We start from the raw sequence: 24,250 nt of genomic DNA on the forward strand, positions 1-24,250 counted from the left end.
CTCAGCTCTCCTCTCCGAGCCGGAGCACCTCACCGAGGCGCAACCGGCGGTTGTTCAACGCCTCGACGGCAATCGCGAAGCCGAGGGCGATCGCCCCGAGCGCGACCACCGCGACAACCAGGCCGGGTTCGAACTCCACCCGGACCGGCACTCCGCCAGTGAACGCGCTCAGACCGAGCACCGGATTGAGCACCAGCGGCAACACCGCGCCGACCAACGCCCCGGTCAGCACCGACACCCCGACCAGCGGAGTCAGCTCAACCACCAGCAACCCCCGCCACTGCCGACGGGACAACCCAAGAGTGCGCAACCGGGACAGCACCTGACCCCGAGCCCGCGCACCAGCCAACACAGTGAACGCGATGGCCAGCAGACCGAGGACCGTGCCGCCGGCCGCACCGCCCACGAACCCGAACACGAGGACGCCGTTCGCGCCACCGTCGGCGAGCTGGTGCCGTACGCCCGCTCGGGTGTCGACGGTGACTCCGAGTGGCCGTGCCTGACCGGTGACCGCGCCCTGCTGCTGGAAGCGCAGCTGACCCTGGTCACCGGCCTGCTGCAGCACCTGCGCGTCGAGGCGGTCGCCGGCGACGAGCAGGCTGGTCGGCACCGGCGTCGTGGTCCGCGGCGGCAGCGCCTGCCAGGGCAGGATGACGAATCGGCCGGTGTCCGCCGGCAGCAGCGGGAAGCCGTCCTGCGCGCCGGCCACCCGGAACTCGTACCGCTGGCCCTGTACCGCGACGAACGCCGACTCCCGCAGCCCTGCCCGCGCCAGGTCGGCGGCGACGGCCGGCGACACGATCGCGGGCAGCGTCCCCGGTCCGGCCTGGGCCCTGCGCAGCGCGTCCGGCACCGTCACGTCCACCCCGGACTCGGTCGTCACCCGGGCCAGACCGGGACCGTCGACCAGCAACACCATGGTCTGGCCGATCCGCGCGTCGGTGCCCAGCTCGTCGCTGGCCAGCCGCTGGTCGCGCTCGATCAGCACCGGCGTGGCGGCCTGGACGCCGGGCAGACCGGTCAGCGCGTCGACCGTGTCCGGGGCGAAGCGTTCGCCTCGGATCAGCGCATCAGCGGGGATGACGTGTTCGGCGGCCCGACCTCGGCTCGCGTCAACGCCGGCGGCGACGATCGCGCAGAAGGCCGCCGTGCCGATCGCCAGCACCACGACGACCAGCGGCGCGGCGACCGTCGAGCGACCGGCCCGCGCGGTGCCGAGGAAGGTCACGCTGCCGCGGGTCCGCGCGGCGAGCCGACTGACCAGCAACAAGGGCCAGGGGTACGCGCGCAGCGCGAGCACCGCCGCGGCGACCGCGAGCAGCACCGGCACCGACACGAGCAGCGGGTCGACCTCGCCGAGGGTGAGCCCGCGCCGGCGCAGCAGCACGGCGGCGAGCCCGGCCAGCAGCAGGAGGAAGACCTCGACGGTCAGCCGGCGGGTCGACGGACGTACCCGGATCAGGTCGTGACGGGCCACGCCGACGCTCTGTACCGCCAGCGTCGCCAGCGGCAGCGCGAGGATGACCAGCACGGTCGCCGCAGTGGCGTACGGCGCGGTGGGGTCGGGCGTACCGGGGAACAGGGTGCCCAGCCACCAGCCCAGCACCGCCGCGACCGGCACCACCAGCAGTGATTCGGCGAGGCTGCGGCGCGCGCTGGCGGTGGCCGCGCCACCACGGGCCCGGATCAGCGCGAATTCCGAGCGACGTCGGCGGGTGAACAGGGTCGCCGCGAGGACGATCAGCCCGGCCAGGGTGGCCAGGACGCCCGCCCCGACCACCGCGAGCAGGGTTCGTGCGGAGTTCACCTGGGCGGCGAACGCGCGCAGTGGGATGTCGACGGCCTGGGTCAGCGTGAGACCGGGCGGAACGTGGCGCTGCAACTGCTGCAGGCTCTCGATCGTCTGGTCGAGCTGGCGCGCGTCGATCCGGTCCACGCCGAGCCGGTAGCGCCACTGCATACGTACCGGCCAACCTTCGGCGGCCCGCTTGTCGAGGATCACCGGGGCGACCACGCCAACGGCGGTGTAGGGCTCGCCGTCATCCGGGTCGGCGAGCTGAAGGACCTGCGGCAGCCCGCCCCAGGCGCCGCTCGCACGATCGAGGGGTCGGAACAGCCCGACCACCACAATGGGTGCCGGATCGACGAGGACGCCGCCGGCAGCGGGCTTACCGATGCTCAGCTGGCTCCCGACGTGCAGGTTCAGCCTGCGCGCCACGTCCGCGTCGAGAGCCAGCTCGATGGGTCGGCCGACGACGAAGGTCTCGTTCGGCCAGGCGCCCTCGACGAGGGTGCTCTCCTGCTGGATGCCGGGCATGGCGCGCAGACCGAGGTCGACAAGCAGGTTGTTGGCCTTCAGGTCGGGGCCGACCAGCCGGCCGGGTGCGGTCTCCACGCTGTACCACCGTTCGGTGACGGCGGACCGGACGCGCGGTGGCATCTCCTCGACCAGGCTGTCGAACTGTTCCCGGGCACCGGGCATGACCGGCCCAGCAGCGGTGTCTACCTCCCCGGTGGAGTAGTTGAGGTCCCGGCGGAGGGGCAGCTCGCTGTTGAGCTGCGCCCGCAGACCCTCCTCGGCAAACCGGTTGACCAGTCGGGGCACCCCACTGACCAGCAGCGTGACCACCAGGGTCAACACCGCTAGGAGCAGGAACTGCCCGCCGTGCGCCCGGACCCGCCGGACGGCCGCGCCGACGCTCATCTCAGCTCTCCTCTCCGAGCCGAAGCACCTCACCGAGGCGCAACCGGCGGCTGTTCAACGCCTCGACGGCGACCGCGAAGCCAAGAGCAACCGCCCCCAGCGCGACCACCGCGGCAACCAAGCCAGGCTCGAACTCCACCCGGACCGGCACGCCACCGGTGAACGCGGCCAGCCCGAGCACCGGATTGAGCACCAGCGGCAACACCGCGCCGACCAGTGCTCCGGTCAGCACCGACACCCCGACCAGCGGGGTCAGCTCAACCACCAGCAACCCCCGCCACTGCCGACGAGACAGCCCAAGAGTGCGCAACCGGGACAGCACCTGACCCCGAGCCCGCGCACCAGACAACACACTGAACGCGATGGCCAACAGACCGAGCACAACCCCACCCGCAGCACCACCCACGAAACCGAACACCAGGACACCGTTCGCGCCGCCGTCGGCGAACTGGTGCCGGACACCCACCCGGGTATCGACGGTCACCCCGAGCGGCCGACCCGGCCCCGTCACCGCACCGCTGCGTTGGAACCGGCTCTGCCCTTCGTCCCCGACCCTGCGCAACACCTCCGCGTCGAGCCGGTTCCCGGCCACCAGCAGGCCGGTCGGCACCGGCTTCGTGGTCCGTGGCGGCAACGCCTGCCACGGCAAGACGACGAACCGGTCGGTATCCGTCGGTAGCAGCGGGAAGCCATCCTGCGTACCGGCCACCCGGAACTCGTACCGCTGGCCCTGTACCGCGAGAAACGCCGAATCCTCCAGGCCCGCCCGCGCCAGGTCGGCGGCGACGGCCGGTGACACGATCGCGGGCAACACCCCCGGTGCGGCCCGCGCCGAACGCAACGCCTCCGGCACGTGCACCTCCACGCCGGACACGCCGGTCGCCTCGGCCAGACCAGGGCCGTCGACCAGCAGCACGGTGCTCTGACCGATCCCCGCGTCAGTGCCAACCTCGTCGACCGCCAACCGCTGGTCCCGCTCGATCAGCACCGGCGTGGCAGCCCGAACGCCGGGCAAGCCCTTCAACGCGTCAACGGTGTCCGGGGCGAAACGTTCCCCCCGAATCAATGCGTCCGCCGGGACAACCTGTTCAGCAGCCCGGTCCCGACTCGCACCGACCCCAGCAGCGACGACCGCGCAGAACGCCGCCGTCCCGATCGCCAACACCACCACCACCAACGGCGCGGCGACCGCCGACCGACCAGCCCGCGCCATACCGAGAAAGGCAACACTGCCCCGCGTCCGCGCCGCGAGCCGACTCACCACCAACAACGGCCAGGGGTACACGCGCAGCGCAAGCACCGCCGCAGCGACCGCGAACAACACCGGCACCGACACAAGGAGCGGATCGACCTCGCCGAGGGTGAGACCCCGCCGACGCAACAACACCACACCGAGAACGGCCAACAGCAGCAACGACACTTCGACAGTCAGCCGACGCGCCGACGGACGCACCCGCACCAGATCCCGACGGGCCGCACCGCCCACCGGCACACCCAACGCCGCCAACGGCAACGCCAACGTCACCAACACCGTCACCGTAACGCCATACCAGGCAACCGGATCCGGGGCGCCAGGAACCAGCGTGCCCAGCCACCAACCCAACGCCGCAGCAACCGGCACCACCAGCAACGACTCAGCCAGACTGCGGCGCGCGCCGGCGGCGAACGCCCCACCACGAGCCCGGATCAGCGCGAACTCCGAGCGACGTCGCCGCACCGCCAGCATCGCCGCCAACACGATCAACCCGGCCAACGTCGCCAACACGCCCGACGCGATCACGGCCAGCAATGTGCGCGCCGCATCGACCTGAGCGGCGAACGCCCGCAACGCGCCGTCCACACCCACCGTCAACGTCAACCCCGACGGAACAGCACGCTGCGCATCATCCAGGCCCTCAACCAGATGACCGAGATAACGCACATCGATCTGATCAGCGGTCAACCGGTACCGCCAACCGAACCGGACCGGCCAACCCTTGCGGACCAGGTTGTCCAGAGCCGCCGGGCCGGTCACGCCGAGGGCGATGAACGGGAACCCGTCGGCTTCCGGATCAACGACCTGAAGCAGCTGCGGTAGAGCGTCCCACATCCCGTCCGTACGGTCGTTGGCACGAAAGAGGCCGACCACCACCAGATCGGACGCCTTGTCAACAGGCTGCAGAGGGCGCGTCACAGGGTCGTCGCTTCGTTGCAGCCGCAGCGCGCTGCCCCGACGCAGATTCAGTTTGCGGGCCACATCGGCGTCGAGCGCCACCTCGGTCGGTCGGCCGGGGACGTACGTCTCGTTAGGCCATTCGCCCTCAACGATGGTGGCGGCATCCCGCACGCCGGGCACGGCGCGAAAACCAAGATCGACCTTCAGGTAGCGAGCCGCCAGGTCGGGGCCGGTAACCCGGCCGGGCTGGATTTCGGCGCTGTACCACCGCTCGTCGACCAGCTCCCGCACCTGCGCGGGCAACTGGGACTCCAGCACGGGCAGCCGAGCCTGACTCGACGACGCGATCGTACCCGCTGGCAGGTTCATCAGCCTGCTCGTGTAGCTCACGTCCCGGCGGGCGGGCAGTTCGCTGCTGAGCTGTGTCCGCAGGCCCTGGTCGGTGAGCCGGTTGACCAGCCGGGGCACCCCACTGATCAACAACACCATCACCAGAGTCAGCGCCGCCAACAGCAGAAACTGCCCCCCGTACGCCCGGACCCGCCGGATAGCGGCACCGACGCTCACCGATCTCCACCGATTCGGAGTTGCACCGCCGCCACCCGCTGACGGATGCCGGTGGCGATGAACGCGCTGAAGGCGAGCGCCGCCAGCAGCAGGCCGACCGCGGTCAGGCCGATGGGCGCCCAGGGCAGCGAGAATGCCGGCGGTGGGATCGGTCGGTCGGCGGCCGGGGTGAGGATGACCAGTGGGGCCATGGTGGCCCCGACCACGGCGCCGAGCAGCAGTCCGACGCCAACACCGATGCCGGCCAGGAAGGTCTGCTCGGCCAGCAGCGCCCGGGCCAGCAGCCGGGGGGTCGCGCCGAGGGTGGTCAACACGGCGAACTCACTCAGCCGACGCCGGGCGGTGGCCCACACGTCGACCATGAGGCCGACCAGGGCGAGCAGCACCGTGCCGAGCGCGGCGGCGAGCATCCCGGTGCGGGAACCCCGCCAGTACGGGTCGACGGCGGCGGCCTCGATCTCGGCCCGCCGGTCGAGGACGGTGACGCCGACCAGTTGCTCGACGGCGCGGGTGGCGGCCGCCGGGTCGTCGGCACCGACCCACCACTCGGGTGTGTTCCGGACGATTCCACCACTGCGAATCAGCGCATCGACGGCCGTGGGCAGGTCGAGGAGTACACCCTGGCCCGAAGTCGTCGGCACGGAGTCCAGCTCACCGATCAGCCGGGCCGGCACGGACGCGCCGGCGAGGACCAAGGTGAAGGTGTCGCCGGTGTGCAGGCTCATCGCGTCGGGCACACCGGGCGTCATCAGGACCGGAACGGGCGTGATCGCTCCGGCGGGCACGATGGCGAACCGGGTGGGCGGATGGAAGGCGGTCCGCCCACCGGGAATCATGTCCACGGGGTAGTCGGCGACGACGCCCTGCGCGCTGGACCGCGCCCGGGCGGGCGGGCTACCGCCGGCCATGGCGCCCCAGGCCCCGGTCAGCGCGGCGGGCTGTTTGACGCCGTCCGCGCCGACCAGCGTCAGCCCGTCCACCTGAAGCCGGTACGAGGTCCCGGCGTCCGCTCCGCCGGCGGCCTCGAAGCCGGCGAGCCGCAGTCGCGCGCCCCCCACGTCCGGTAGCTGCACGGTGAACGGCGCGGGTCGTCCGTCGCTGGTGGCGTTGACCGCCGGCAGTCGGAAGGCCGTCCCGTCGCTGCTGGTGACCAGCAGTGTCACGCCGACGTTCAGCAGGCGAGGGGCCCAGTCCACGGGGGTGCGCGCCGTACCGGTGATCGCCCGGGTGCCGGCGGGCAGTTCGACGCCGGTAGGAGCACCCCGCGCTGCGGTCATGCGCTGGTACTGCGTCGCCGGCGGATCGTCGCTCAGCCGGTCGGCGAGCCGGACAACGCCCTCCGCACCAGCCGAGTCGAAGCCGATCACGGTGACGGGCAGATCTCCGCGACCGACCCGCACCTCGTCGCGCCACACCGGCAGCGCCCGGCGTACGCCCGGCAGCGCGGCGAGTTCACCGGCCCGGTTCACCGGGGCGGCGCCGCCGCGCTCGGTCACCCGCAGGTCGGCGCCGACCGTGTGGCCGGCCTGCTCGACCTGGGACCGTTGCCCGGTGCTGACCAGGGACCAGGCGAGCGTGCTGCCGCCGACGGCGAGGGCGAGCAGCAGCACGGGTCCGGCGTGGGGACGCCGACCGGCCTGCCACATGCCCAGCATGGTGGCCGTCCACGGCCGCCGGTCGACGAACCGTTCGGCGAACCGGGTGAGCGGTGGGAGCACCCGCAGTGCCAGCACGGCCCCGGCCAGCACGCCGAGGGTGGGTGCGGCGACCAGCAGGGGGTCTAGGCCGAGCCGGCCGTTCGAGCCGGCGAGCGGTGAGGCGTACCGGCGCAGCTGCACCCAGGCGAGCATGGCGAGGGCGACGAGCACCAGATCGACGCTCGCGCGCTGGATGCTCGCCGACCGGTTCGGCCGGGATCGGGCGGCCATGTCGGCGACGTACGTGCCGGAACCCCGCAGCGTCGGCGCGACCATGGCCACCAGGCAGCCCGCCGCCGTCGCCGCGGCCGCCGCCCAGATCAGGGTGGTGTCACCGCCGGCGGTGGAGAGTTCCGCAGCGCCCCCGGGCCGGACGAATCGCAGCGCCTCGCCGGCGATCACCGGTCCGAGCAGCGCGGCCGGAGCCACCACCAGGGTCGCCTCCCGGGCGGCGAGGCCGGCCAGTTGGCGGCGGGCTGCGCCGCGGGCGCGCAGCAGCGCGGTCTGCGGGCGACGGTCCTCGTGCAGGAGGGCGGCGACCAGCACCAGCGCGTAGCCGCCAAGCACAAGGATGAGCAGCAGCGGAGTGGCCAGCGCGGAGCGACCCACCAAATCGGCCCGGGCGATCCGGTCCAGCAGCCGGTCGATCTTCGTCGCGACCTGCCCCGAGCTGCCCAGTTCGGCGGCCTCGGGCACCGCGACCGCGGCCGCGCTCACGGCGGCCCGTACGGCGGGCAGGTCAGCGGTGTCGACGCCGCCGAGGTCCGGTTCGGCCAGCCAGGACGCCGTCACCGAGCCCGGGAAGAGGGTCACGAAGTCGGTCGGGTCGAGCGCGAACGGCCCGTAGGAGGTGGCCGATCCCGCGCTGCCCGTCCCCACCCCGGGGGCCAGCAGCCAGTACGCCTCGGCCGGGTCGCGGGGTCGCCAGGTGCCGGCGAGCACCACCTCGCTGGCCTTCTCGGCGGAGCGGTCCCGCAGCGGAATCCGGTCGCCGACGGTCAGGCCGAGTGTCGTGGCGACCCGCTCCGGCAGGCTCACCTGGGCCGGCGTCGCGCCGGGGCGGGGCCACGCGCCGCCGGTCAGCTCGGCGTGTGCGGTCAGGTCGTCGAGGGTGGCCAGGTTGGCGAAGATCGGCTCGCCGCCCTTGCGCGGCACCGAGCCGAGATCGCCGGTCAGTTCCCGGCCGGTGCCGTACCGCGCGGCGTAGACGGCGACCGGGACGTCGGCGAGCCCGTCGGCGAACTGTGCCCGCGCCGCGCCGTCGCGCGTGGCGAACTCGGCGGCGTCGCGACCGCCGGACCCGGTGATCAACAGGCCGCGTTCCTCGACCGGTGACGCCGCGACCAACGCGCGCTGCCCGGCGTCCACCGCACGGCGGTTGTAGTCCGACAGACCGGTGACCAACGCTACGGCGACCAGGGCGGCGAGCACCGCGGCAACCAGCAGACCCCGCGCCTCGCGGGCCCGCCTCCACACCAGCTTCATCCGACGCCTCCCCTGGCCCTGGCGGGCCGACGACCTTCAAGACAGGTCACCTACGGGAAAAGGTTCGCGCCCGTTACATGATCGTTATTGCCAGGACAGTCGAGGGGGTCACGTACCGCGTCGGGCGGCCCGTACGGCGAAGGCGATCGCGCTCACGACGAGCAGTGCGCCGATGAGCTGGAGGCCCGGCGAGTCGTCGACTCCTCCGTACACGACGGCGGCGACGCCGAGGACGACGGCCGCGATGGCGACGACGTGCCTCATGGGGTCTCCTCCTCGATCCATTCGAGCAGGTCCCCGGGCTGGCATTCGAGCACCCGGCACATCGCTTCGAGGGTGCTGAAACGGACGGCCTTGGCACGGCCGTTCTTCAGCACCGCCACGTTCGCCGGGGTGAGCCCGACGCGCTCCGCGAACTCGCCGACGCTCATCTTGCGTTTGGCCAGCTCGACATCGATCCGGACGACGATGGGCATCAGATCACCGCTTCCATGTCGGTCCGCAGCGTGGTGGCCTGCCGCAGCAGGGCGCGCATGACCACCATGAGGAGCCCCAGCACGGTGACGCCCACCGTCAGCAGGAACAGCAGGAGCGGCAGCCCGGGATCATCCGCGTTGAACCCCACGTAGAGGAAGACGCCCACCAGCACCACCCACGCGGCGGCGATGGCCCAGACGATGGCGTCCACCCACTTCAGCGACGCCTCGGTGAAGATGCGGTCGTTTTTGACCAGGCTGAGCAGCTGCCACGTCGCGACGATCACCACCTGGACGCAGAGCACCCAGAAGACCGTCACGATCGTCGCCGGCCACCGGAGGTACGCGTCCTGTGGCGACTCCTGCGCCATGTGCGCGAACTGCCCCGGCAGCGAGAGGGTCTGGAAGAGGACAAGGATCCCGAACAGCACCACGAGAAATACTCGGAGAGCGGACACCGCTCGACGTTCAACAAACATACATTGATTTTCGCTCGTTACCTATCGAAAGTCAATCGGTGGCGGCGAGGCTATCGATGATCGCGCGCCCTACGCCGCCCAATTCAGGCCGGCCGTCACCCGCCCGTGGCCCGACCCGGGCTGTTCATCTGGCGACGGAACGCGAGGTACGCGCTCAGGTTCGCCAGCAGCATCACCATCCCGATCGCCGAGGCCAGAAGCCCGACGTCGAGGCTCGGCAGCGCCACGAAGGTCAGCGCGGCGAGCACAATGGCGAAGATGTTCAGGAAGGTGAAGGCCAGCACCAGTTCGTTGAGCAGGCGGGACCGCCGGTCCTGGAGGCGACCGACCAGTTGCTGGTGCAGCGTTCGGACGAAGTCGAGCCGTTCGTCCAACGTGGTGAGCACGAGCCGGAACTTCCACTGCTGTTCCAGCGCGTTCCAGACGGTACCGCCGGCCGCGTCGAGGTGCGCCTCCACCGACGAATAGCCGAGCCGGAACAGACGGATGCGGTGGTAGCCACCGAGAATGCGCTTGGCCTGGTCTTCGAGAGCAGTTATCGACAGGCCGCCACGCCCGGGGTCGATCTGGGACAGTTCCGCCGAGAGCACGGCGTCGTAGCGCAGGGCCGCAGCCCAGCAGACGTGGTGCACACCGGTCAGCCGCGCCAACAGCAGGGCCGGGCGCGACCCGAAGTCACTGACCACCGCCGTGGTGTGCGAGCCGACCCGCAACACACCGTCCCGAATGCCGTCGGGCGTGCAGTCCACACCGTCCGGGGTGAACCGCTCGGCGATGGCACGTCGGCGCGCCGGATCGCAGTCCGGGTCCACCCGTACGGTAAAAGTGGTGTTGGCCCAGAGGACGAACACCTCGTCCGCGCCGTCCGGTGCCGGCAGGACAGCACGCAGGAGCCGCGTCACCGCGGGCACCATCCGCTGCACCGGCGGAGCGACCTCGGCAACCACGTCGCCGGCGCCACTGACGATGCCGTCCGGCAGTTGGTACGTGACGCACACCAGACCACAGTCAACGTTCCAGACGCTGACCCGGGCCGACACCACCTGCCACGCACCGGACTCCGTGGTGGGCAACAGTGCGGGTTCGACCTCCTGCCCGGCGGTCCGCAGGATCTCCACGCCACCGCTGATCTCCTGGGTCGGCCGTGGCATGCTGCCGAGCAGTTCGTCGAGGAGTCGTTGACCGTAGGGCTGCAACGCCAGGTCGTCGAGGCCGTCGGTGACCCGCCAGCCCGCAGACACGGCACCCGCGCGGTGGCGGTGTCTCGTCTGTGCGGCCGCCTGGCCGTGCCCGCCGGCCCGACTGCTACTGACCAGGCAGTACCGGCGGGATCGGGTGGGGTTGTCGGTCGACCTGGCGAGCCAGTTGTTCGAGGCGACGGCAGACCTGCTGAAGCTGAACCCGGACGGGGTACCCGACCCTCGGAAGCCGTTCGACAGGTTCGTGGCGTGGACGGCCCGGCCGCCCTCGGGAGAACGGAGCTAGGGGGTGCGCTTGGCGCGGCTGGGCTGCACGCGCTTGGGCTCGCCCGGCATCTTCGGGTGGTCGGGTGGGTACGGCAGGTCGCCCTGGCCGGCGGCGGCGTCGCGGTCGGCCCACTCCAGCAGAGGGGTGATGTCCCACGGGGCGTCGTCGATGCCGGCGTGCGGATCACCCCGCTCGGCGAGCCGGGTCGGGACGGTGCGCAGGTCGAAGTCGTCGGGGTCGACGTCGGGCAGTTCGTCCCAGGTGACCGGGGTGGAGACGGTGGCCCGGGCGTTGGCGCGCAGCGAGTACGCGCAGGCGATTGTCCGGTCCCGGGCCATCTGGTTGTAGTCGACGAAGACCCGGCTGCCGCGCTCCTCCTTCCACCAGGCGGTGGTGACCAGGTCGGGGTCGCGGCGTTCCACCTCCCGGGCGAGCGCGATGGTGGCCCGGCGCACCTCGGTGAACGTCCAGCGGGGCTGGATGCGCAGGTACACGTGCACGCCGCGACCGCCGGAGGTCTTCGGCCAGCCGGGCACGCCCAGCTCGTCGAGGACCGCTCGGACCTGACCGGCGGCGCGCGCCGCGTCGGCGAAGTCGGTGCCGGGCTGCGGGTCGAGGTCGATGCGCAGCTCGTCGGGGCGGTCCACGTCGGCGGCGCGCACCGGCCACGGGTGGAACACGATGGTGCCCATCTGCGCCGCCCAGGCCACGTGCGCGAGGTCGACCGGGCAGAGTTCCGCCGCGCCGCGACCACTAGGGAAGGTGATCTGGGCGGTCGTCATCCAGGGCGGCACGCCCCGGGTGGGCACCCGTTTCTGGAAGAACGCCTCACCCTCGACGCCCTCGGGGAAACGTTGCAGCGTGGTGGGCCGGTCCCGCAGGGCGCGCATGATCCCGTCGCCGACCGCGAGGTAGTAGTGGAAGACGTCCGCCTTGGTGAAGCCCCGCTGCGGGAAGATCACCCGGTCCGGACTGCTCAGCCGCACGCTGTGCCCGGCCACCTCGACCTCGGTGACCGCCGCCTTGGTCCCAGCCATCTCGCGACCATATGCCACAGCCCCGACGTTCGACGTACCGTTGACGGGTGAGTCTTGACGACAACGAGCTGCCCCGCACCGAGGACGAGTGGCGGGTCCGGTTGACCCCCGAGGAGTTCCACGTCCTGCGGGAGGCCGGCACCGAACGTCCGTGGACCGGCGAGTACGTGGACACCAAGACCCAAGGGGTCTACCACTGCCGCGCCTGCGGGTTGGAACTCTTTTCCAGCGACACGAAGTTCGACTCGCACTGCGGGTGGCCGAGCTTCGACGACGCCATCCCGGGGCGGGTCAAGGAAATCGAGGACCGCAGCCTCGGCATGGCGCGTACGGAGATCCGCTGCGCCCGCTGCGACAGCCACCTCGGGCACGTGTTCCACGGCGAGGGCTTCACTCCGAAGGACACCCGGCACTGCGTCAACTCGATCTCGGTCCGGCTGGAACCCCGCTGACCTGAGCGGTCCGGGAGCGGTCCGACAGCGGCCCGGGAGCGGTCCGACAGCGGCCCGGGAGCGGTCCGACAGCGGCCCGAGAGCGGTCGACGCGCTCAGGGCGTACCCCTGAGCATCTCGACCTCGGCGGTCCGGGACCGCTCGATGCGCCGGGCAAGGTCGCGGACCTGGTCGCTGCGGCCGACGTCGACCTGGGCGCGGGCCAGGTCGGCGGCGGCCCGCTGGTGGTCGGCGAGCACCTCGCGCAGCACCCGGTCGACGTCCGCGTCCGGTGCGGCCCGCAGCCGGTCGAGCGCGGCGTCGTCGCCGTGCCCGTCGTGGTGGTGGGCGGTCACGCTGGTGCCCGGCCCTTCGGTGGGCAGCCAGCCCCGCATGGCGGTCAGCTCGTCGGCCTCGGTCGCCTCGATGGCGGCGGCGAGGGTGCGGAGCGCGTCGTCGCGCAGCCGGTCGCGGGCCAGTCGGACGATCTGCAGGGTGCGTTCGCTGTGCCCGACCATGGTGCCCAGGAACACCACGTCGATGCCGCTCATCACCTCACCGGCGGCCGGTCCGGCCAGCGCCGACCCGGCCGCCGCCGACCCGGCCGGGGGCGCTGGCGCGGGCCGCGGCCCGGCCGGGGTGGGTGGCCCGGCGCAGGCGCCGGTGAGCAGCAGGGCGGCGAGCAGGGACACCAGAGGGGTACACCGCATGCCGGGTGCTCCGATCTCGCGAGGTGGCGGCACGGGTGCGGCCGTCGACCGCACCCGCGCGGTCAGACCTGAAGCCAGAGCGCCGGTACGTTCGGCGGCTCCCAGCCGGGGATGGCGGTGTGCGCCTGCCGGCAGCGGTACGTCAGTCCGCCGTAGGTGACCTGGTCACCGACCTGGTACGCCCGGCCCGTCGTCCAACTGCCACCCGGCGCGGGCGGGGTCGTCGGCGTGGCGGTCGGGGTGGGTCGTGGGGTGGGCGAGGTGGTCGGGGTGGGGGTGGGGGTCGGCCCGCCTCCGCCGCCGATCTGCACGTCGATGCAGGAGTAGAAGGCGTTCGCGGTGTCGGAGATGTTCCACACCGCGAGGATCTTCTGCCGCCCGGAGAAGCCGCCCAGGTTGACCGTGTGCGAGACGGTCGCGCCCGGCTGTTGGCCGTTGCCGTTGACCACGCCGACGCGGGTGTTGCCGATCCAGTACTCCCAGTTGCTGGTGGCGTGCCGGGCGGTGTTGACCCAGGTGAAGGTCAGCGAGGAGCCGACGGAGGTGGCCGGCCAGCCGCGGCTGTCGTCGTTGAGGACGGCGAACTGGGCGATGCCGGCGTTGCAGCTGCGCAGACCCTTGGGGCCTTCGACGCTCTGCGGCTCGTACTTGATCTGCCCGCAGTCGGGCACCCGGCCCTGCGCGCAGAGCGCCTGCCGGCTCGGCGGGGCGGAGACGTAGCCGTGCGCCTGCGCGGGGGCGGCGACGGTGAGAGTGGCGGCGACGGCGCCCGCCGCCACCAGCGGGACGGTGATTGTTCGACGCATCGGGCAGCTCCTTTGCAGGTGCGGTGAGGTGCCCTCAACGTAATTTAAACTTTGTTAACAGCAAAGAGCCTGGTCGATAAATACATCGATGGTGACGAGTTTTTCGTCAGAGTCGCAGCAGGCTGCCGCGATCGTCGACCTCGTCGGCCGACTCGTCGTCCAGCCAGACGCCGCCGCTGGCGAGGTACCGGAAGCGGTACTCCCCCGGCGGGAGCTTCACCGTCACCGTCCGGGTGCCGTCGCGGCGGGCCACCAGCTCGTGCCGGCCGGGCTCCCACTCGTTGAAGCAACCCACCACGCTCACCGGACCGGGTGGGGTGTCCCCGGGCAGGCAGAAGGTGACCCGGGTCTGACTGCCGAAGAGTCTGTTGCGCTTGATCACGGTGATCCTCCGGGGGTTGCGGCGGTTCATCCGGCATAACGGACGACACGCCGACGCCGACACGCCGCCGAACGCCCGTGCGGCGACATTCCGCCACGAGCAAGACCAAACTGCGGAATTCTGTACCTACATGTCCTGATACGGGGGGTTTACCGTGGCAACCTGCGAGGTCTGCGGCAACGACTACTGGATGGCGTTCGAGGTGCACACCGTCAGCGGCGACGTGCACACCTTCGACTCGTTCGAGTGTGCGATCCACCGGATGGCACCGATCTGCGAGCACTGCCAGATCAAGATCGTCGGGCACGGCGTCGAGGTCAACGGCCGCTTCTTCTGCTGCGGGCACTGCGCCCGCTCGGTCGAGGGCGCCGAGGGCGCCGAGATCCGCGACGCCGTCGGCGCGCGTCCCGCCTGAGCGCAGCCCTACGGTACGGTCGTGGCCATGCGGCCGTACCTGGGCGTCCTGCCCCCGCCGCGCTCCTGAGCGGAGCGCCGCGCCTCCCGCCGACCGGGTGACCGACCCGGCCCGGCCAGTTCGCCGTACGCGCTCCGTCGACGTCGTCCCCGTCAACGGCTCACCCTTCGGAGCGCATCCGTGTCCACCTCCCGAACCGCGCCGCCGGCCGCCCCGGCCCCGACCGTCAGCCAGGCCCGCACCGGCCTGATCCAGATCACCGTCACCGGAGTGCTGTGGGGCACCACCGGCGTCGCGGTGCAACTGCTGCGCGAGAGCACCGGGCTCAGCCCGGTGAGCATCGGCTTCCACCGCCTGGCGATCGCCGCGCTCGTCCTGCTGGCGTGCACCGCGGGCCGGCTCGGCACCATCGTGGCCGCCCTGCGCGCGGCACCCGTACCGCTGCTGCTCACCGGCGTCGGGCTCGGCCTCTACCAGGCGCTCTACTTCGCCGCCGTGGCGCTCGCCGGAGTCAGCGTGGCGACCGTCGTCAGCCTGGGCCTGGCGCCGGTGCTCGCCGCGACCTGGGAGTCGCTGCGCGCCCGCCGGGTCCCCGGTCCGCTGCGCCTCGGCACCCTGGTCACCGCCGTGGCCGGCCTCGCCCTGATCACCGGGGCGACGGCGGACCCCACCGCCACGGCGCCCGCGCCGCTGCTCGGCCTGCTCGCGGCCGCCGGGTCGGGTCTGGGGTACGCGGTGACGACCCTGATCAGCCGCCAGGTGTCGCAGCGCACCGCGCCGATGACACTGACCACCATCTCCACCGTGGTCGGCGCACTGACCCTGGCGCCGTTGGCCCTGACCGCCGGCGTCGCCGTCCCGGTCCGCCCCGACACCGTGGCGCTGCTGCTGCACCTCGGCGTGGTCACCACCGCGGTGGCGTATGCGCTGTTCTACGCCGGCCTGCGCACCACGCCGGGCAGCGTCGCCGCCGTCCTGACCCTGCTCGAACCGCTCACCGCCGCGGCGCTGGCGGTGGCGCTGCTACACGAGCCGCTGCCCCTGCCGGTCGTCGTCGGCGGCGCGCTGCTGCTCACCGCCGTGGCCGCCACCTACCTCGCACCTGCTCGCGCGACCGACCACCCGGTCCGGCAGAGCACCGACGCCGGGTGAACCCGCCCGGCCTACCATCGGTGCGTGCCCCAACAGACCACCGAGATCCGTACGGCCTCCTTCGCCGACCTGAACGCCCGCACCTTCCACGACCTGCTCAAGCTGCGCATCGACGTGTTCGTGGTGGAGCAGAACTGCCCGTACCCGGAACTCGACGGGCGTGACGTCGAGCCGGGCACCCGGCACCTCTGGCTGACCGACGGCGGCGCGCCGCTGGCGTACCTGCGGATTCTCGCCGACCCGGACGGCGCCGCCCGGATCGGTCGGGTGGTGGTGGCCCCGACCGCGCGCGGCGGCGGGCACGCCGGCCGGCTCATGACGGCCGCGCTGGAGGTGGTGGGCAACCGGCCCTGCGTGCTGGAGGCCCAGTCGCACCTGGTCCCGTTCTACCGCCGGCACGGCTTCGCCGTCAGCGGCCCGGACTACGTCGAGGACGGCATCCCGCACACCCCGATGAGTCGCCCCGCACCGACGACGTCAGCCATTGACGTCTGACGATCTGCCTGGCATCGTGCCGGGTAGAGCCATCGCGGGAGCCAGCGAGTAGGCACGGGAGCGGGCATCTCCCGGCAGTCCGGGCGTCGTCGTCCGACCTCATCCCCCCGGGGGCTCCATGTCCACTCTCGCCCGATCACCACGCGTGCTCCGGCCGCTCGCCGTCGCGGCGGCCGCCACGCTCCTGCTGACCACCGCGCTGACCGTCGCGCTGGTCCAGCCCGCCTCGGCGCACGGCTCGGTCGTCGACCCGGCCTCGCGCAACTACAGCTGCTGGCAACGCTGGGGCAGCGACTTCCAGAATCCGCGGATGGCCACCGAGGACCCGATGTGCTGGCAGGCCTGGCAGGCCGACCCGGCCGCCATGTGGAACTGGAACGGCCTGTTCCGCGAGGGAGTGGCCGGCAACCACCAGGGCGCCGTCCCCAACGGCCAGCTGTGCAGCGGCGGGCGCACCCAGAGCCCCCGCTACAACGCGCTGGACACCATCGGCGCGTGGAAGACCACCTCGGTGTCGAACAACTTCCGGCTCCGCTTCTTCGACCAGGCCAGTCACGGCGCCGACTACATCCGGGTGTACGTGACCAAGCAGGGCTTCAACGCCCTCACCGAGCCGCTCGGCTGGGACGACCTGGAGCTGGCCGGCCAGATCGGCAACACCCCGGCCTCGCAGTGGAACCCGGACACCGGTGGCGTCTCCATCCAGATCCCGGTCAGCGCGCCCGGACGCACCGGACGGCACATCGTCTACACCGTCTGGCAAGCCAGCCACCTGGACCAGTCGTACTACCTGTGCAGTGACGTCGAGTTCGGCGGGACGAACACCCCGCCGCCCACCACGCCGCCGCCGACGACCCCGCCGCCCACCACTCCCCCGCCCACCACGCCGCCGCCCACCACTCCCCCGCCCACCACGCCGCCGCCCACCACTCCCCCGCCCACCACGCCGCCGCCCACCACTCCCCCGCCGGCCGGGGCCTGCACGGCGACGTACCAGATCACCGGCCAGTGGGCCGGTGGCTTCCAGGCGGAGGTGAAGGTCACCGCGGGCGGCTCGCCCACCCGGGGCTGGTCGGTGAGCTGGAACTACGCCAACGGCCAGCAGGTCGGCTCGGCGTGGAACGCCACCGTCACCAGCAACGGCACACTGGTCACCGCGCGCAACGTCAACTACAACGGCGCGCTCGCCGCCGGAGCCAGCACCACCTTCGGTCTGCTCGGCTCGTGGAACGGCAGCAACCCCGCTCCGCTGGTCTCCTGCACCACGACCAGTTGATCCCCGTCCGGCGCCGCACCCGGGCGGGGGTGCGGCGCCGGCCGGCGGGCTCAGACCAGGCAGTTGACGATCTCGGCCACCGAGCGGCGGCGGCCCGTGTAGAACGGGACCTCCTCGCGGACGTGCCGGCGGGCGCCCGAGGCGCGCAGGTCCCGCATCAGGTCGACGATCCGGTGCAGCTCGTCGGCCTCGAAGGCGAGCATCCACTCGTAGTCGCCCAACGCGAACGAGGCGACCGTGTTCGCCCGCACGTCCGGGTAGCCGCGGGCCATCTTCCCGTGCTCGGCCAGCATTTCGCGCCGCTCGGCGTCGGGCAGCAGGTACCACTCGTAGGAGCGGACGAACGGGTACACGCACAGGTAGGGGCGAGCCTCCTCACCAGCGAGGAACGCCGGGATGTGGCTCTTGTTGAACTCCGCCGGCCGGTGCAGCGCCATCTGCGACCACACCGGGGTCAGGGCCCGGCCCAGCGTCGTACGCCGGAACCGCAGGTACGCGTCCTGCAGCGCGTCGCTGGAGGCGGAGTGCCACCAGATCATCACGTCCGCGTCGGCGCGCAGCCCGGAGACGTCGTACACGCCGCGGACCACCACATCCTTGCCGGCCAACTCGTCGAAGAGGGCCACCACCTCGCCGGTGACGTTGTCCCGCAGCGAGGGCAGCGGAGCGCTGGCCCGGAACACCGACCACATCGTGTAACGGATGCTGTCGTTCAACTCCCGCAGGCGGGCCGCGTTGGTCTGCTCGGTCATCTCGCCGATCCTCCCAGTGCTGTGATGATCTCGTCGGCCGCCGTCTCGCCGGAGCGGACGCAGACCGGGATGCCGACGCCGTCGTAGCCGGCGCCGGCGAGGACCAGGGTGGGGTGCGCCGCCCGCAACGCCGTCCGCGCGGCGGCGACCCGGTCGGCGTGCCCCGGCGCGTACTGCGGCAGCGCACCACCCCACCGTTGCACGTGCCCGTCGACCGGAGCGGGCAGCGGGGTGCAGAGCACCGCCGACAACTCGCGGTGCACGGTCGCCGCGAGGTCCGCGTCCGGGCGCTGGAGCTGCGCCTCCTCGCGGTAGCGGCCCACCGAGGCGCGCACCAGCGCCAGCCCGTCGGCCCGGCGCAGGTGCCCCCACTTGGTGGTGAAGAACGTCGCCGCCTTGATCAGCAGGCCCTCGGTGCTCGGCACCAGGAAGCCGGACAGCTCGGGCAGTCGCGGCTGCGGCAACGCCAGGGTGACCAGCGCGACGCTCGCGTAGTCCAGCTCACCGACGCCCGCCGCCACCGCCGGCGCCGGGCCGGCGAGCAGCCGGGCCGCCGGTCGGGCCGGCACCGCCAGCACCACGGCATCCACGTCGACGAACTCCGGGTCACGGGTCGGGCCGACGGTGAGCCGCCACCCCGTGCCGGTCGGCGTGAGTTCGCGGACGGCGGCATCGGATCGCACCGTCGCCCCGCTGGCCGTCACCGCCGCCTCGACCAGCGTGCTCAACCCACCGGCCAGGGTGCCGAAGACCGGGGTGCCGGGAGCGCGCGGAGCGGCGGCCTGCGCCGCCCGGACCGCGCCGACGAGGGTGTGCTCCACCCGGGCCGCACGGGCCAGCGCCGGCATCGTCGTGACCAGCGACAGATCGTCGGCGCGGCCCGCGTACACACCGCCCAGCATCGGGTCGACCAGCCGGTCGACCACCTCGTCGCCGAAGCGGGCCCGCACCAGCGCGCCCACCGAGACGTCCGCGTCCGGCCCGACCAGCGGCCGGCCACCGTCGGTGTCGGCGTCCGCGGCCGGGCGGGCGACAGTGGCCACCCGGTCCAGATCCCCGGGTACGCCCACCAGCGTGCCGCCCGGGATGGGGCGCAGCCCCCCGTCGACGACCAGCGCGGCCTGCCCCACCGTGGGGTGCACGATCCGCTCGGCCAACCCGAGCCGGCGGGCCAACACCACCGCCGCGCTCTCGGCACCGGTCGGGTCGCGCATCAGGAACGACTCGGCGCCGAACTCCACCGGCTCACCGGCCACCTCACCGGTGCGCAGCTTGCCGCCCAGCGCGCCGGACTGCTCGTACACCGTGATCTCGGTGCCCCCCGGCGCGCGGTCGCGCAGGCGGACCGCGGCGGCCAGCCCGGCGATCCCGCCGCCGACCACCGCCACCCGCCAGGGCTGCCGCATCGCTGCTCAGCCCTGGTCGGCCCGGCGGTTGGAAACCTCGTGCACCAGCGCGACCACCCGGGTCAACACGTCCGGGTCGGTCTCCGGCAGCACGCCGTGGCCGAGGTTGAACACGTGCCCGGGGGACGACCGGCCCTGCTCCAGGATGCGGCGTACCTCGGCCTCCACCACCGGCCACGGCGCGAGCAGCACGGTCGGGTCCAGGTTGCCCTGCACCGCCCGGTCCGGGCCGATCCGGCCGGTCGCCACGTCCAGTGGGGTACGCCAGTCGACGCCGACGACGTCCGCGCCGGCCTCACCCATCGCACCGAGCAGCTCGGCGGTGCCCACCCCGAAGTGGATGCGCGGCACCCCGGCGTCAGCCAGGCCGCCCAGCACGGCCGTCGAGTGCGGCAGCACGTACTGGCGGTAGTCCGCCTCGGAGAGCGCGCCGGCCCACGAGTCGAACAACTGCACCGCGGACACGCCGGCCTCGATCTGCACCCGCAGGAAGGCAAGCGTCACCTCGGCCAGCCGGGCGCAGAGCGCGTGCCACAGCTCGGGATCGCCGTACATCAGGGCCTTGGTCTTCGCGTGGGTCCGCGACGGCCCGCCTTCGACCAGGTAGCTCGCGAGGGTGAACGGCGCGCCCGCGAACCCGATCAGCGGGGTGTCGCCCAGCTCGACCACCAACTGCCGGACGGCCTCGTCCACGTACGGGACGTCGTCGCGGGTGATCGGGCGGATCCGCTCGACGTCGGCGTCGGTGCGGATCGGCTCGGCGACCACCGGGCCGGTGCCCGGCACGATGTCCAGGTCGATGCCGGCCGCCGCGACCGGCACCACGATGTCGCTGAACAGGATGGCCGCGTCCACGCCGTGCCGGCGTACCGGCTGGAGGGTGATCTCGGTGACCAACTCCGGACGACGGCAGGACTCCAGCATCGGCACGCTCGCCCGGATCTCCCGGTACTCCGGCAGTGAGCGGCCGGCCTGGCGCATGAACCAGACCGGGGTGTGCGGGCCGGGACGGCGCCGGCAGGCCCGGATGAAGGGCGAGTCGGCCGGTCCGCCGGGGCGTGGGTCTCCGTCTCGGGCGGCAGTGCCCGTGGCTTCCGTGGTCATCGCCGCAATCGTGCCACGCCCCCCACCTCCGACCGGGTGGGGGTGAGAGGAAGGGCACCGTTACACACTCCGGTGCCCAACGGGAGCGTCGGCGCGCCGTCGAAGCGGGTGGGCCGACGGCGGCATAGGCTGCCAACATGGCCCCCCCGATCGCGCTCCCGGAGACCTTTGCCCGCGCGGTCGCCGGGCTGCGGTCCGCGGCGCCCCGGCCGGAGATCACCCTCGAGGAGGTCGGCGCACCCCAACGGCTGGCTCCGTACGCGTTCGCGCTCTCCGCGGCCGTGCTGCGCGACGGCGACGAGGTGGCCACCGGGCGGTTGATCCTGCTGCACGATCCGGTCGGGCACGAGGCGTGGCAGGGCACCCTGCGGCTGGTCACCTACGTGACCGCCGAGTTGGAGGTCGACCTGGCCGCCGACCCGCTGCTGCCCGGTGTCGGCTGGACGTGGCTCACCGACGCACTGGACGCCCACGACGCCGGTCACCGGGCGATCGGCGGGACGGTCACCCAGACCATGTCGACCCGGTTCGGCGACCTGGCCGGCCCACCGACCGCCGGTGACATCGAGATCCGCGCCTCGTGGACGCCGGTCGACGACGACCTGGCCCCCCACCTGCTCGGCTGGTGCGCCCTGCTCGCCTCGACGGCCGGCCTCCCCCCACCCGGGGTGACCGCCCTCGCCGACCGCCGCCCCGCCACCACCGCCTAACCCCCACCCCGTTATCCCGCCCCCGCCCCTCCCCGCCCCCACCCCTCACGAGTCGATCATGGAGTTGTGGTGGGCGGAATGTCCCTCGGCGGGGCATTCATGGGGCACCACAACTTCATGATCGACCGGGTGGCGGGCGGGGCGGGGCGGGGCGGGATGCCCTCTTACAGGTAGTTCTCGGCCTCGTCGCAGACCTTGTCGAGGCCCTTCATCGCGCTGTCGTACGCGCCCTTGTTGCCGGCCGCCGCCGCGCCGAGCGCCGTGGTCAGCTTGTCCAGGCAGCTCGCGATGACCTTCTTCTGCCGGGCCTGCTCGTCACGGTCGTTGCGGGTGCCGGTCAGGTCCTGCTCGGTGTTGTCGAGCTTGTCCTGCATCGCCTGCAGGTCGGTCCTCAGCTTGGCGATCTCGGTGGTGTTGGCCCTGATCGTGCCGTCACGCTGGCTGACCTGACCGGTGAGGCGCTTCTCCGTCCGGTTCAGCTCGCTGTTCTTGGTCACGAACAGCCCGGTCATCACGCCACTGACGACGAAGAGCAGCGCCGCCACCACCGCCAACACCAGCACCGTGCGACTCCGACCGGCCGGCGGCGCCCCGTACGGCGGCATCCCCGGCGGGGCCGACATCGGCTGCCCGTAGGCCGGGCCGGAGACCGGCGGCGCGGACATCGGCGGGGCGTAGCCGGGGGCGGAAACCGGTGGTCCGGAGACCTGCCCGGCGTACGGCGGGGCGCTGGCCGGGTAGTTGGGCGCGGCCTGCGGGGCGCCGTACGGCGCGGGCTGGGCCGCGCCGTACTGCGGTGCGGACTGACCGGGCGCGTACTGCGGCGGCACCGGCTGGCCCGCCGGGTACTGGACGGTCGGGTCGGCGCCCGCCGGGTACTGGACGGTCGGGTCGCCGGTCGGCGGCGTCGGGGTGGCCGACGGAAGCCCGTCCGGTCCGTTCGATGGCTGGGACATCTCTATTCCTCCAGGTGAGCGGACCACCCGCCGGTGGGCGCGACGGTCCGGGTACAGCGGCGAGATCGTCCGGGTCCGTGGACCCGGGCGGGAACGGGAACGGCCGGTGCCGGCCGTGGGTGGTGGAGCGGAACCGGCACCGACGCCGGACCGTGGGTCAGCAGATCGGGGTCAGCAGATCTTGAAGCCGTCGCAGGCGACCTTGATCGGTACGGCCAGCCCGATGCCCTCGGCGTCGCGCGCCTTGGCGGTGGCGATGCCGACCACCTGCTTGCTGCCGTTGATCACCGGCCCGCCGGAGTTGCCCGGGTTGATCGGAGCGTCGAACTGGATGGACGGCCCGGAGCCGCCCGACGCGGAGCGCAGCGCACTGACCACACCGGTGGTGACGCTGTCCTCCAGACCGAGCGGAGCGCCGACGACGACGATCTGCTGGCCGGACTTCACGGCGGCGGGGGCGGTCACCAGGCCGGTGAACTTTCCGCTGGTCCGCAGCTGAGCCACGTCGTTGGTCTTGTCGACCTTCACGATGGTCGCCGGGAAGCGCTGGTCGGTGCGCTCCAGGAACACCTCGCGGCCACCGCCGTCCCACACCGCCTCGACCACGTGGAAGTTGGTGAACAGGTTCGTCCCGCCGCCGGCCGCCGGCTTGCCGACCGCGAACGCGGTCCCGGTGAACTGGCCGGCCCGGACCCGGAACACGCTGGGCAGCACCGCGCTGGCCACCGCCTCCGGGTTGAACGCGGCGCCGGCCTGCTTCTCCAGCGCCTCCGCCCGCTTCTCCAGAGCGTCGAAGCGGGTGCCGTCGCCGTCCTGGGCCTGCGCCAGCCGCCGGTCGGTGTCGGCGAGCCGGTCGCCGAGGCGGTCGAGCTGGTACGCCTGCACGCCGGCCACCGCCGCCAGGACGACCACGAGCAGCGTGGCGAGCACGACCGGCCAGCGGCGGCGACGCGGCGCCCCGGCGAGCGGCGGCGGTGCGGCACCCGGCCAGCCGGGCTGCGCGGGACCGCCCGGGTGGCCTGCGGTCGCGAACGGCGGGGCACTGGCCGGGCCGCCGGGCTGCTGCGGGTAACCGCCCGGGAAGCTCGGCGCGGGTGACGGGTGGCCGCCAGCGCTCGGCGGCACCGTCGGAGCGCCGGCACCGTGCGCTGCGGGGTTGCCGGGGGTGCCGTACGGCGCCGGGGCGGCGACGGGGGACGGCTGCGGGCCGCCCCACTGGCCGGTGTTGGGTGGGCCGGACCAGCCGGTACGCGGGGTCGGAACGACCCGGGACGGATCGGCGTCGCCGGTCGGGGCAGCGGACCAGGTCGGCGCGGCACCGGGGTGCGGCGCGATGCGCGGTGGCAGTGGCCCCGGCCGCTCGCCGGTCGGCCCGCCCACGCCGGCAGGCTCGGCGCCCGCCGGTCGTCCGTCCCCCGAACCGAAGCCAGCCGTCATGATCGTCTTGCCTTCCCGTGGTCTCCCCGTGCCGCCAGCGACCCGCGTGTCACGCGTACCCGGGCCGGCGGCTCGATGGACCGTACCTGCGCGAAAGGGCTTTGTCTCCCCCGATGTCCGGCATTCGAAAGGACACCTTCTGGACACCTGA

22 protein-coding genes are annotated in these 24,250 nt (G+C 72.8%); 6 read left to right on the forward strand and 16 right to left on the reverse strand.

Annotated features, from left to right (window positions below; translation table 11 throughout):
* Window position 1: 1 nt before the first annotated feature.
* From O7620_RS15605 to ligD, 8 genes are all read right to left on the reverse strand, one after another.
* Window positions 2–2,704, reverse strand: a complete 2,703-nt coding sequence (locus O7620_RS15605) for an FtsX-like permease family protein (RefSeq protein ID WP_278123595.1) — start codon at window positions 2,702–2,704, stop codon at window positions 2–4.
* 1 nt (window position 2,705) lies between these two features.
* Window positions 2,706–5,426 (reverse strand): FtsX-like permease family protein, encoded by a 2,721-nt coding sequence (locus O7620_RS15610; RefSeq protein ID WP_278123596.1) that lies wholly within the window; start codon window positions 5,424–5,426, stop codon window positions 2,706–2,708.
* Window positions 5,423–8,608, reverse strand: coding sequence for an FtsX-like permease family protein (locus tag O7620_RS15615; protein WP_278123597.1), 3,186 nt, complete (start codon window positions 8,606–8,608; stop codon window positions 5,423–5,425). The genes O7620_RS15610 and O7620_RS15615 overlap by 4 nt, the downstream gene beginning before the upstream one ends.
* A gap of 108 nt (window positions 8,609–8,716) precedes the next feature.
* Window positions 8,717–8,872 carry a hypothetical protein gene (locus tag O7620_RS15620; RefSeq protein ID WP_192580289.1) on the reverse strand — a complete coding sequence of 52 codons (156 nt, stop codon included), beginning with the start codon at window positions 8,870–8,872 and terminating at the stop codon, window positions 8,717–8,719.
* A complete protein-coding gene (locus O7620_RS15625; protein ID WP_151490317.1) occupies window positions 8,869–9,084 on the reverse strand; it encodes a helix-turn-helix transcriptional regulator in 216 nt (71 codons plus the stop codon). Before O7620_RS15625 ends, O7620_RS15620 begins: the two co-directional genes overlap by 4 nt.
* The gene (locus O7620_RS15630) at window positions 9,084–9,542 is read right to left on the reverse strand and encodes a DUF2975 domain-containing protein (protein ID WP_278123598.1); all 459 of its coding nucleotides are present in this window, start codon (window positions 9,540–9,542) and stop codon (window positions 9,084–9,086) included. Before O7620_RS15630 ends, O7620_RS15625 begins: the two co-directional genes overlap by 1 nt.
* Before the next feature lie 116 nt (window positions 9,543–9,658).
* On the reverse strand, window positions 9,659–10,804 hold the full coding sequence (locus tag O7620_RS15635; protein ID WP_278123599.1) for a hypothetical protein: 1,146 nt from the start codon (window positions 10,802–10,804) through the stop codon (window positions 9,659–9,661).
* 240 nt (window positions 10,805–11,044) lie between these two features.
* Window positions 11,045–12,067, reverse strand: coding sequence for a non-homologous end-joining DNA ligase (ligD, locus tag O7620_RS15640; protein WP_278123600.1), 1,023 nt, complete (start codon window positions 12,065–12,067; stop codon window positions 11,045–11,047).
* Between the two features lie 47 nt (window positions 12,068–12,114).
* On the opposite strand from ligD, the gene msrB reads away from it, so the two are divergent.
* Entirely contained in the window at window positions 12,115–12,519 is a 405-nt protein-coding gene (gene msrB, locus O7620_RS15645; RefSeq protein ID WP_088990835.1) for a peptide-methionine (R)-S-oxide reductase MsrB, read from the forward strand.
* Window positions 12,520–12,614: 95 nt separating this feature from the next.
* Here msrB and O7620_RS15650 read toward each other — a convergent pair whose 3' ends face one another.
* The 3 genes from O7620_RS15650 to O7620_RS15660 all read right to left on the reverse strand — a co-directional run bounded on the left by O7620_RS15650 (window position 12,615) and on the right by O7620_RS15660 (window position 14,396).
* A complete protein-coding gene (locus O7620_RS15650; protein ID WP_278123601.1) occupies window positions 12,615–13,208 on the reverse strand; it encodes a DUF305 domain-containing protein in 594 nt (197 codons plus the stop codon).
* 62 nt (window positions 13,209–13,270) lie between these two features.
* Window positions 13,271–14,014 carry a lytic polysaccharide monooxygenase gene (locus O7620_RS15655; protein ID WP_278123602.1) on the reverse strand — a complete coding sequence of 248 codons (744 nt, stop codon included), beginning with the start codon at window positions 14,012–14,014 and terminating at the stop codon, window positions 13,271–13,273.
* Window positions 14,015–14,120: 106 nt separating this feature from the next.
* Window positions 14,121–14,396, reverse strand: a complete 276-nt coding sequence (locus O7620_RS15660; protein ID WP_151492303.1) for an isoamylase early set domain-containing protein — start codon at window positions 14,394–14,396, stop codon at window positions 14,121–14,123.
* Between the two features lie 154 nt (window positions 14,397–14,550).
* Between O7620_RS15660 and O7620_RS15665 the strand changes: the two genes are divergently transcribed.
* From O7620_RS15665 to O7620_RS15680, 4 genes are all read left to right on the forward strand, one after another.
* Window positions 14,551–14,811, forward strand: a complete 261-nt coding sequence (locus O7620_RS15665; protein WP_151492304.1) for a Prokaryotic metallothionein — start codon at window positions 14,551–14,553, stop codon at window positions 14,809–14,811.
* Between the two features lie 180 nt (window positions 14,812–14,991).
* Window positions 14,992–15,963: a DMT family transporter gene (locus O7620_RS15670; RefSeq protein WP_278123603.1), complete on the forward strand. Its 972-nt coding sequence runs from the start codon at window positions 14,992–14,994 to the stop codon at window positions 15,961–15,963.
* A gap of 24 nt (window positions 15,964–15,987) precedes the next feature.
* On the forward strand, window positions 15,988–16,458 hold the full coding sequence (locus O7620_RS15675; protein ID WP_278123604.1) for a GNAT family N-acetyltransferase: 471 nt from the start codon (window positions 15,988–15,990) through the stop codon (window positions 16,456–16,458).
* Between the two features lie 118 nt (window positions 16,459–16,576).
* A complete protein-coding gene (locus O7620_RS15680) occupies window positions 16,577–17,734 on the forward strand; it encodes a lytic polysaccharide monooxygenase (RefSeq protein ID WP_278123605.1) in 1,158 nt (385 codons plus the stop codon).
* Window positions 17,735–17,784: 50 nt separating this feature from the next.
* Here the strand turns inward: O7620_RS15680 and hemQ are convergent, their stop codons facing one another.
* From hemQ to hemE, 3 genes are read right to left on the reverse strand one after another with little or no spacing between them, the layout of a single operon-like run.
* On the reverse strand, window positions 17,785–18,486 hold the full coding sequence (gene hemQ / locus O7620_RS15685; protein WP_151493180.1) for a hydrogen peroxide-dependent heme synthase: 702 nt from the start codon (window positions 18,484–18,486) through the stop codon (window positions 17,785–17,787).
* The gene (hemG, locus tag O7620_RS15690; RefSeq protein ID WP_278123606.1) at window positions 18,483–19,892 is read right to left on the reverse strand and encodes a protoporphyrinogen oxidase; all 1,410 of its coding nucleotides are present in this window, start codon (window positions 19,890–19,892) and stop codon (window positions 18,483–18,485) included. Before hemG ends, hemQ begins: the two co-directional genes overlap by 4 nt.
* Before the next feature lie 6 nt (window positions 19,893–19,898).
* A complete protein-coding gene (hemE, locus tag O7620_RS15695; protein ID WP_278123607.1) occupies window positions 19,899–20,996 on the reverse strand; it encodes a uroporphyrinogen decarboxylase in 1,098 nt (365 codons plus the stop codon).
* 137 nt (window positions 20,997–21,133) lie between these two features.
* On the opposite strand from hemE, the gene O7620_RS15700 reads away from it, so the two are divergent.
* Window positions 21,134–21,706 carry a DUF3000 domain-containing protein gene (locus tag O7620_RS15700; protein WP_278123608.1) on the forward strand — a complete coding sequence of 191 codons (573 nt, stop codon included), beginning with the start codon at window positions 21,134–21,136 and terminating at the stop codon, window positions 21,704–21,706.
* Between the two features lie 164 nt (window positions 21,707–21,870).
* On the opposite strand, the gene O7620_RS15705 is transcribed toward O7620_RS15700, so the two are convergent.
* Both O7620_RS15705 and O7620_RS15710 read right to left on the reverse strand, forming a co-directional pair.
* Complete coding sequence (locus O7620_RS15705) at window positions 21,871–22,662, reverse strand: hypothetical protein (protein ID WP_278123609.1); 792 nt, start codon at window positions 22,660–22,662, stop codon at window positions 21,871–21,873.
* A gap of 171 nt (window positions 22,663–22,833) precedes the next feature.
* A complete protein-coding gene (locus tag O7620_RS15710) occupies window positions 22,834–24,099 on the reverse strand; it encodes a trypsin-like peptidase domain-containing protein (protein ID WP_278123610.1) in 1,266 nt (421 codons plus the stop codon).
* Between the last annotated feature and the right edge of the window lie 151 nt (window positions 24,100–24,250).

The organism is Micromonospora sp. WMMD710, from assembly GCF_029626045.1.
GTDB lineage: Bacteria > Actinomycetota > Actinomycetes > Mycobacteriales > Micromonosporaceae > Micromonospora.

What these genes read in the sequence shown, in the direction of transcription:
- O7620_RS15605 (WP_278123595.1), bottom strand. Translation starts at nt 2,704, where the DNA reads ATGAGCGTCGGCGCGGCCGTCCGGCGGGTCCGGGCGCACGGCGGGCAG.
- O7620_RS15615 (WP_278123597.1), bottom strand. Translation starts at nt 8,608, where the DNA reads ATGAAGCTGGTGTGGAGGCGGGCCCGCGAGGCGCGGGGTCTGCTGGTT.
- O7620_RS15620 (WP_192580289.1), bottom strand. Translation starts at nt 8,872, where the DNA reads ATGAGGCACGTCGTCGCCATCGCGGCCGTCGTCCTCGGCGTCGCCGCC.
- O7620_RS15625 (WP_151490317.1), bottom strand. Translation starts at nt 9,084, where the DNA reads ATGCCCATCGTCGTCCGGATCGATGTCGAGCTGGCCAAACGCAAGATG.
- ligD (WP_278123600.1), bottom strand. Translation starts at nt 12,067, where the DNA reads ATGGCTGGGACCAAGGCGGCGGTCACCGAGGTCGAGGTGGCCGGGCAC.
- O7620_RS15650 (WP_278123601.1), bottom strand. Translation starts at nt 13,208, where the DNA reads ATGCGGTGTACCCCTCTGGTGTCCCTGCTCGCCGCCCTGCTGCTCACC.
- O7620_RS15655 (WP_278123602.1), bottom strand. Translation starts at nt 14,014, where the DNA reads ATGCGTCGAACAATCACCGTCCCGCTGGTGGCGGCGGGCGCCGTCGCC.
- O7620_RS15680 (WP_278123605.1), top strand. Translation starts at nt 16,577, where the DNA reads ATGTCCACTCTCGCCCGATCACCACGCGTGCTCCGGCCGCTCGCCGTC.
- hemQ (WP_151493180.1), bottom strand. Translation starts at nt 18,486, where the DNA reads ATGACCGAGCAGACCAACGCGGCCCGCCTGCGGGAGTTGAACGACAGC.
- hemG (WP_278123606.1), bottom strand. Translation starts at nt 19,892, where the DNA reads ATGCGGCAGCCCTGGCGGGTGGCGGTGGTCGGCGGCGGGATCGCCGGG.
- hemE (WP_278123607.1), bottom strand. Translation starts at nt 20,996, where the DNA reads ATGACCACGGAAGCCACGGGCACTGCCGCCCGAGACGGAGACCCACGC.
- O7620_RS15700 (WP_278123608.1), top strand. Translation starts at nt 21,134, where the DNA reads ATGGCCCCCCCGATCGCGCTCCCGGAGACCTTTGCCCGCGCGGTCGCC.
- O7620_RS15705 (WP_278123609.1), bottom strand. Translation starts at nt 22,662, where the DNA reads ATGTCCCAGCCATCGAACGGACCGGACGGGCTTCCGTCGGCCACCCCG.
- O7620_RS15710 (WP_278123610.1), bottom strand. Translation starts at nt 24,099, where the DNA reads ATGACGGCTGGCTTCGGTTCGGGGGACGGACGACCGGCGGGCGCCGAG.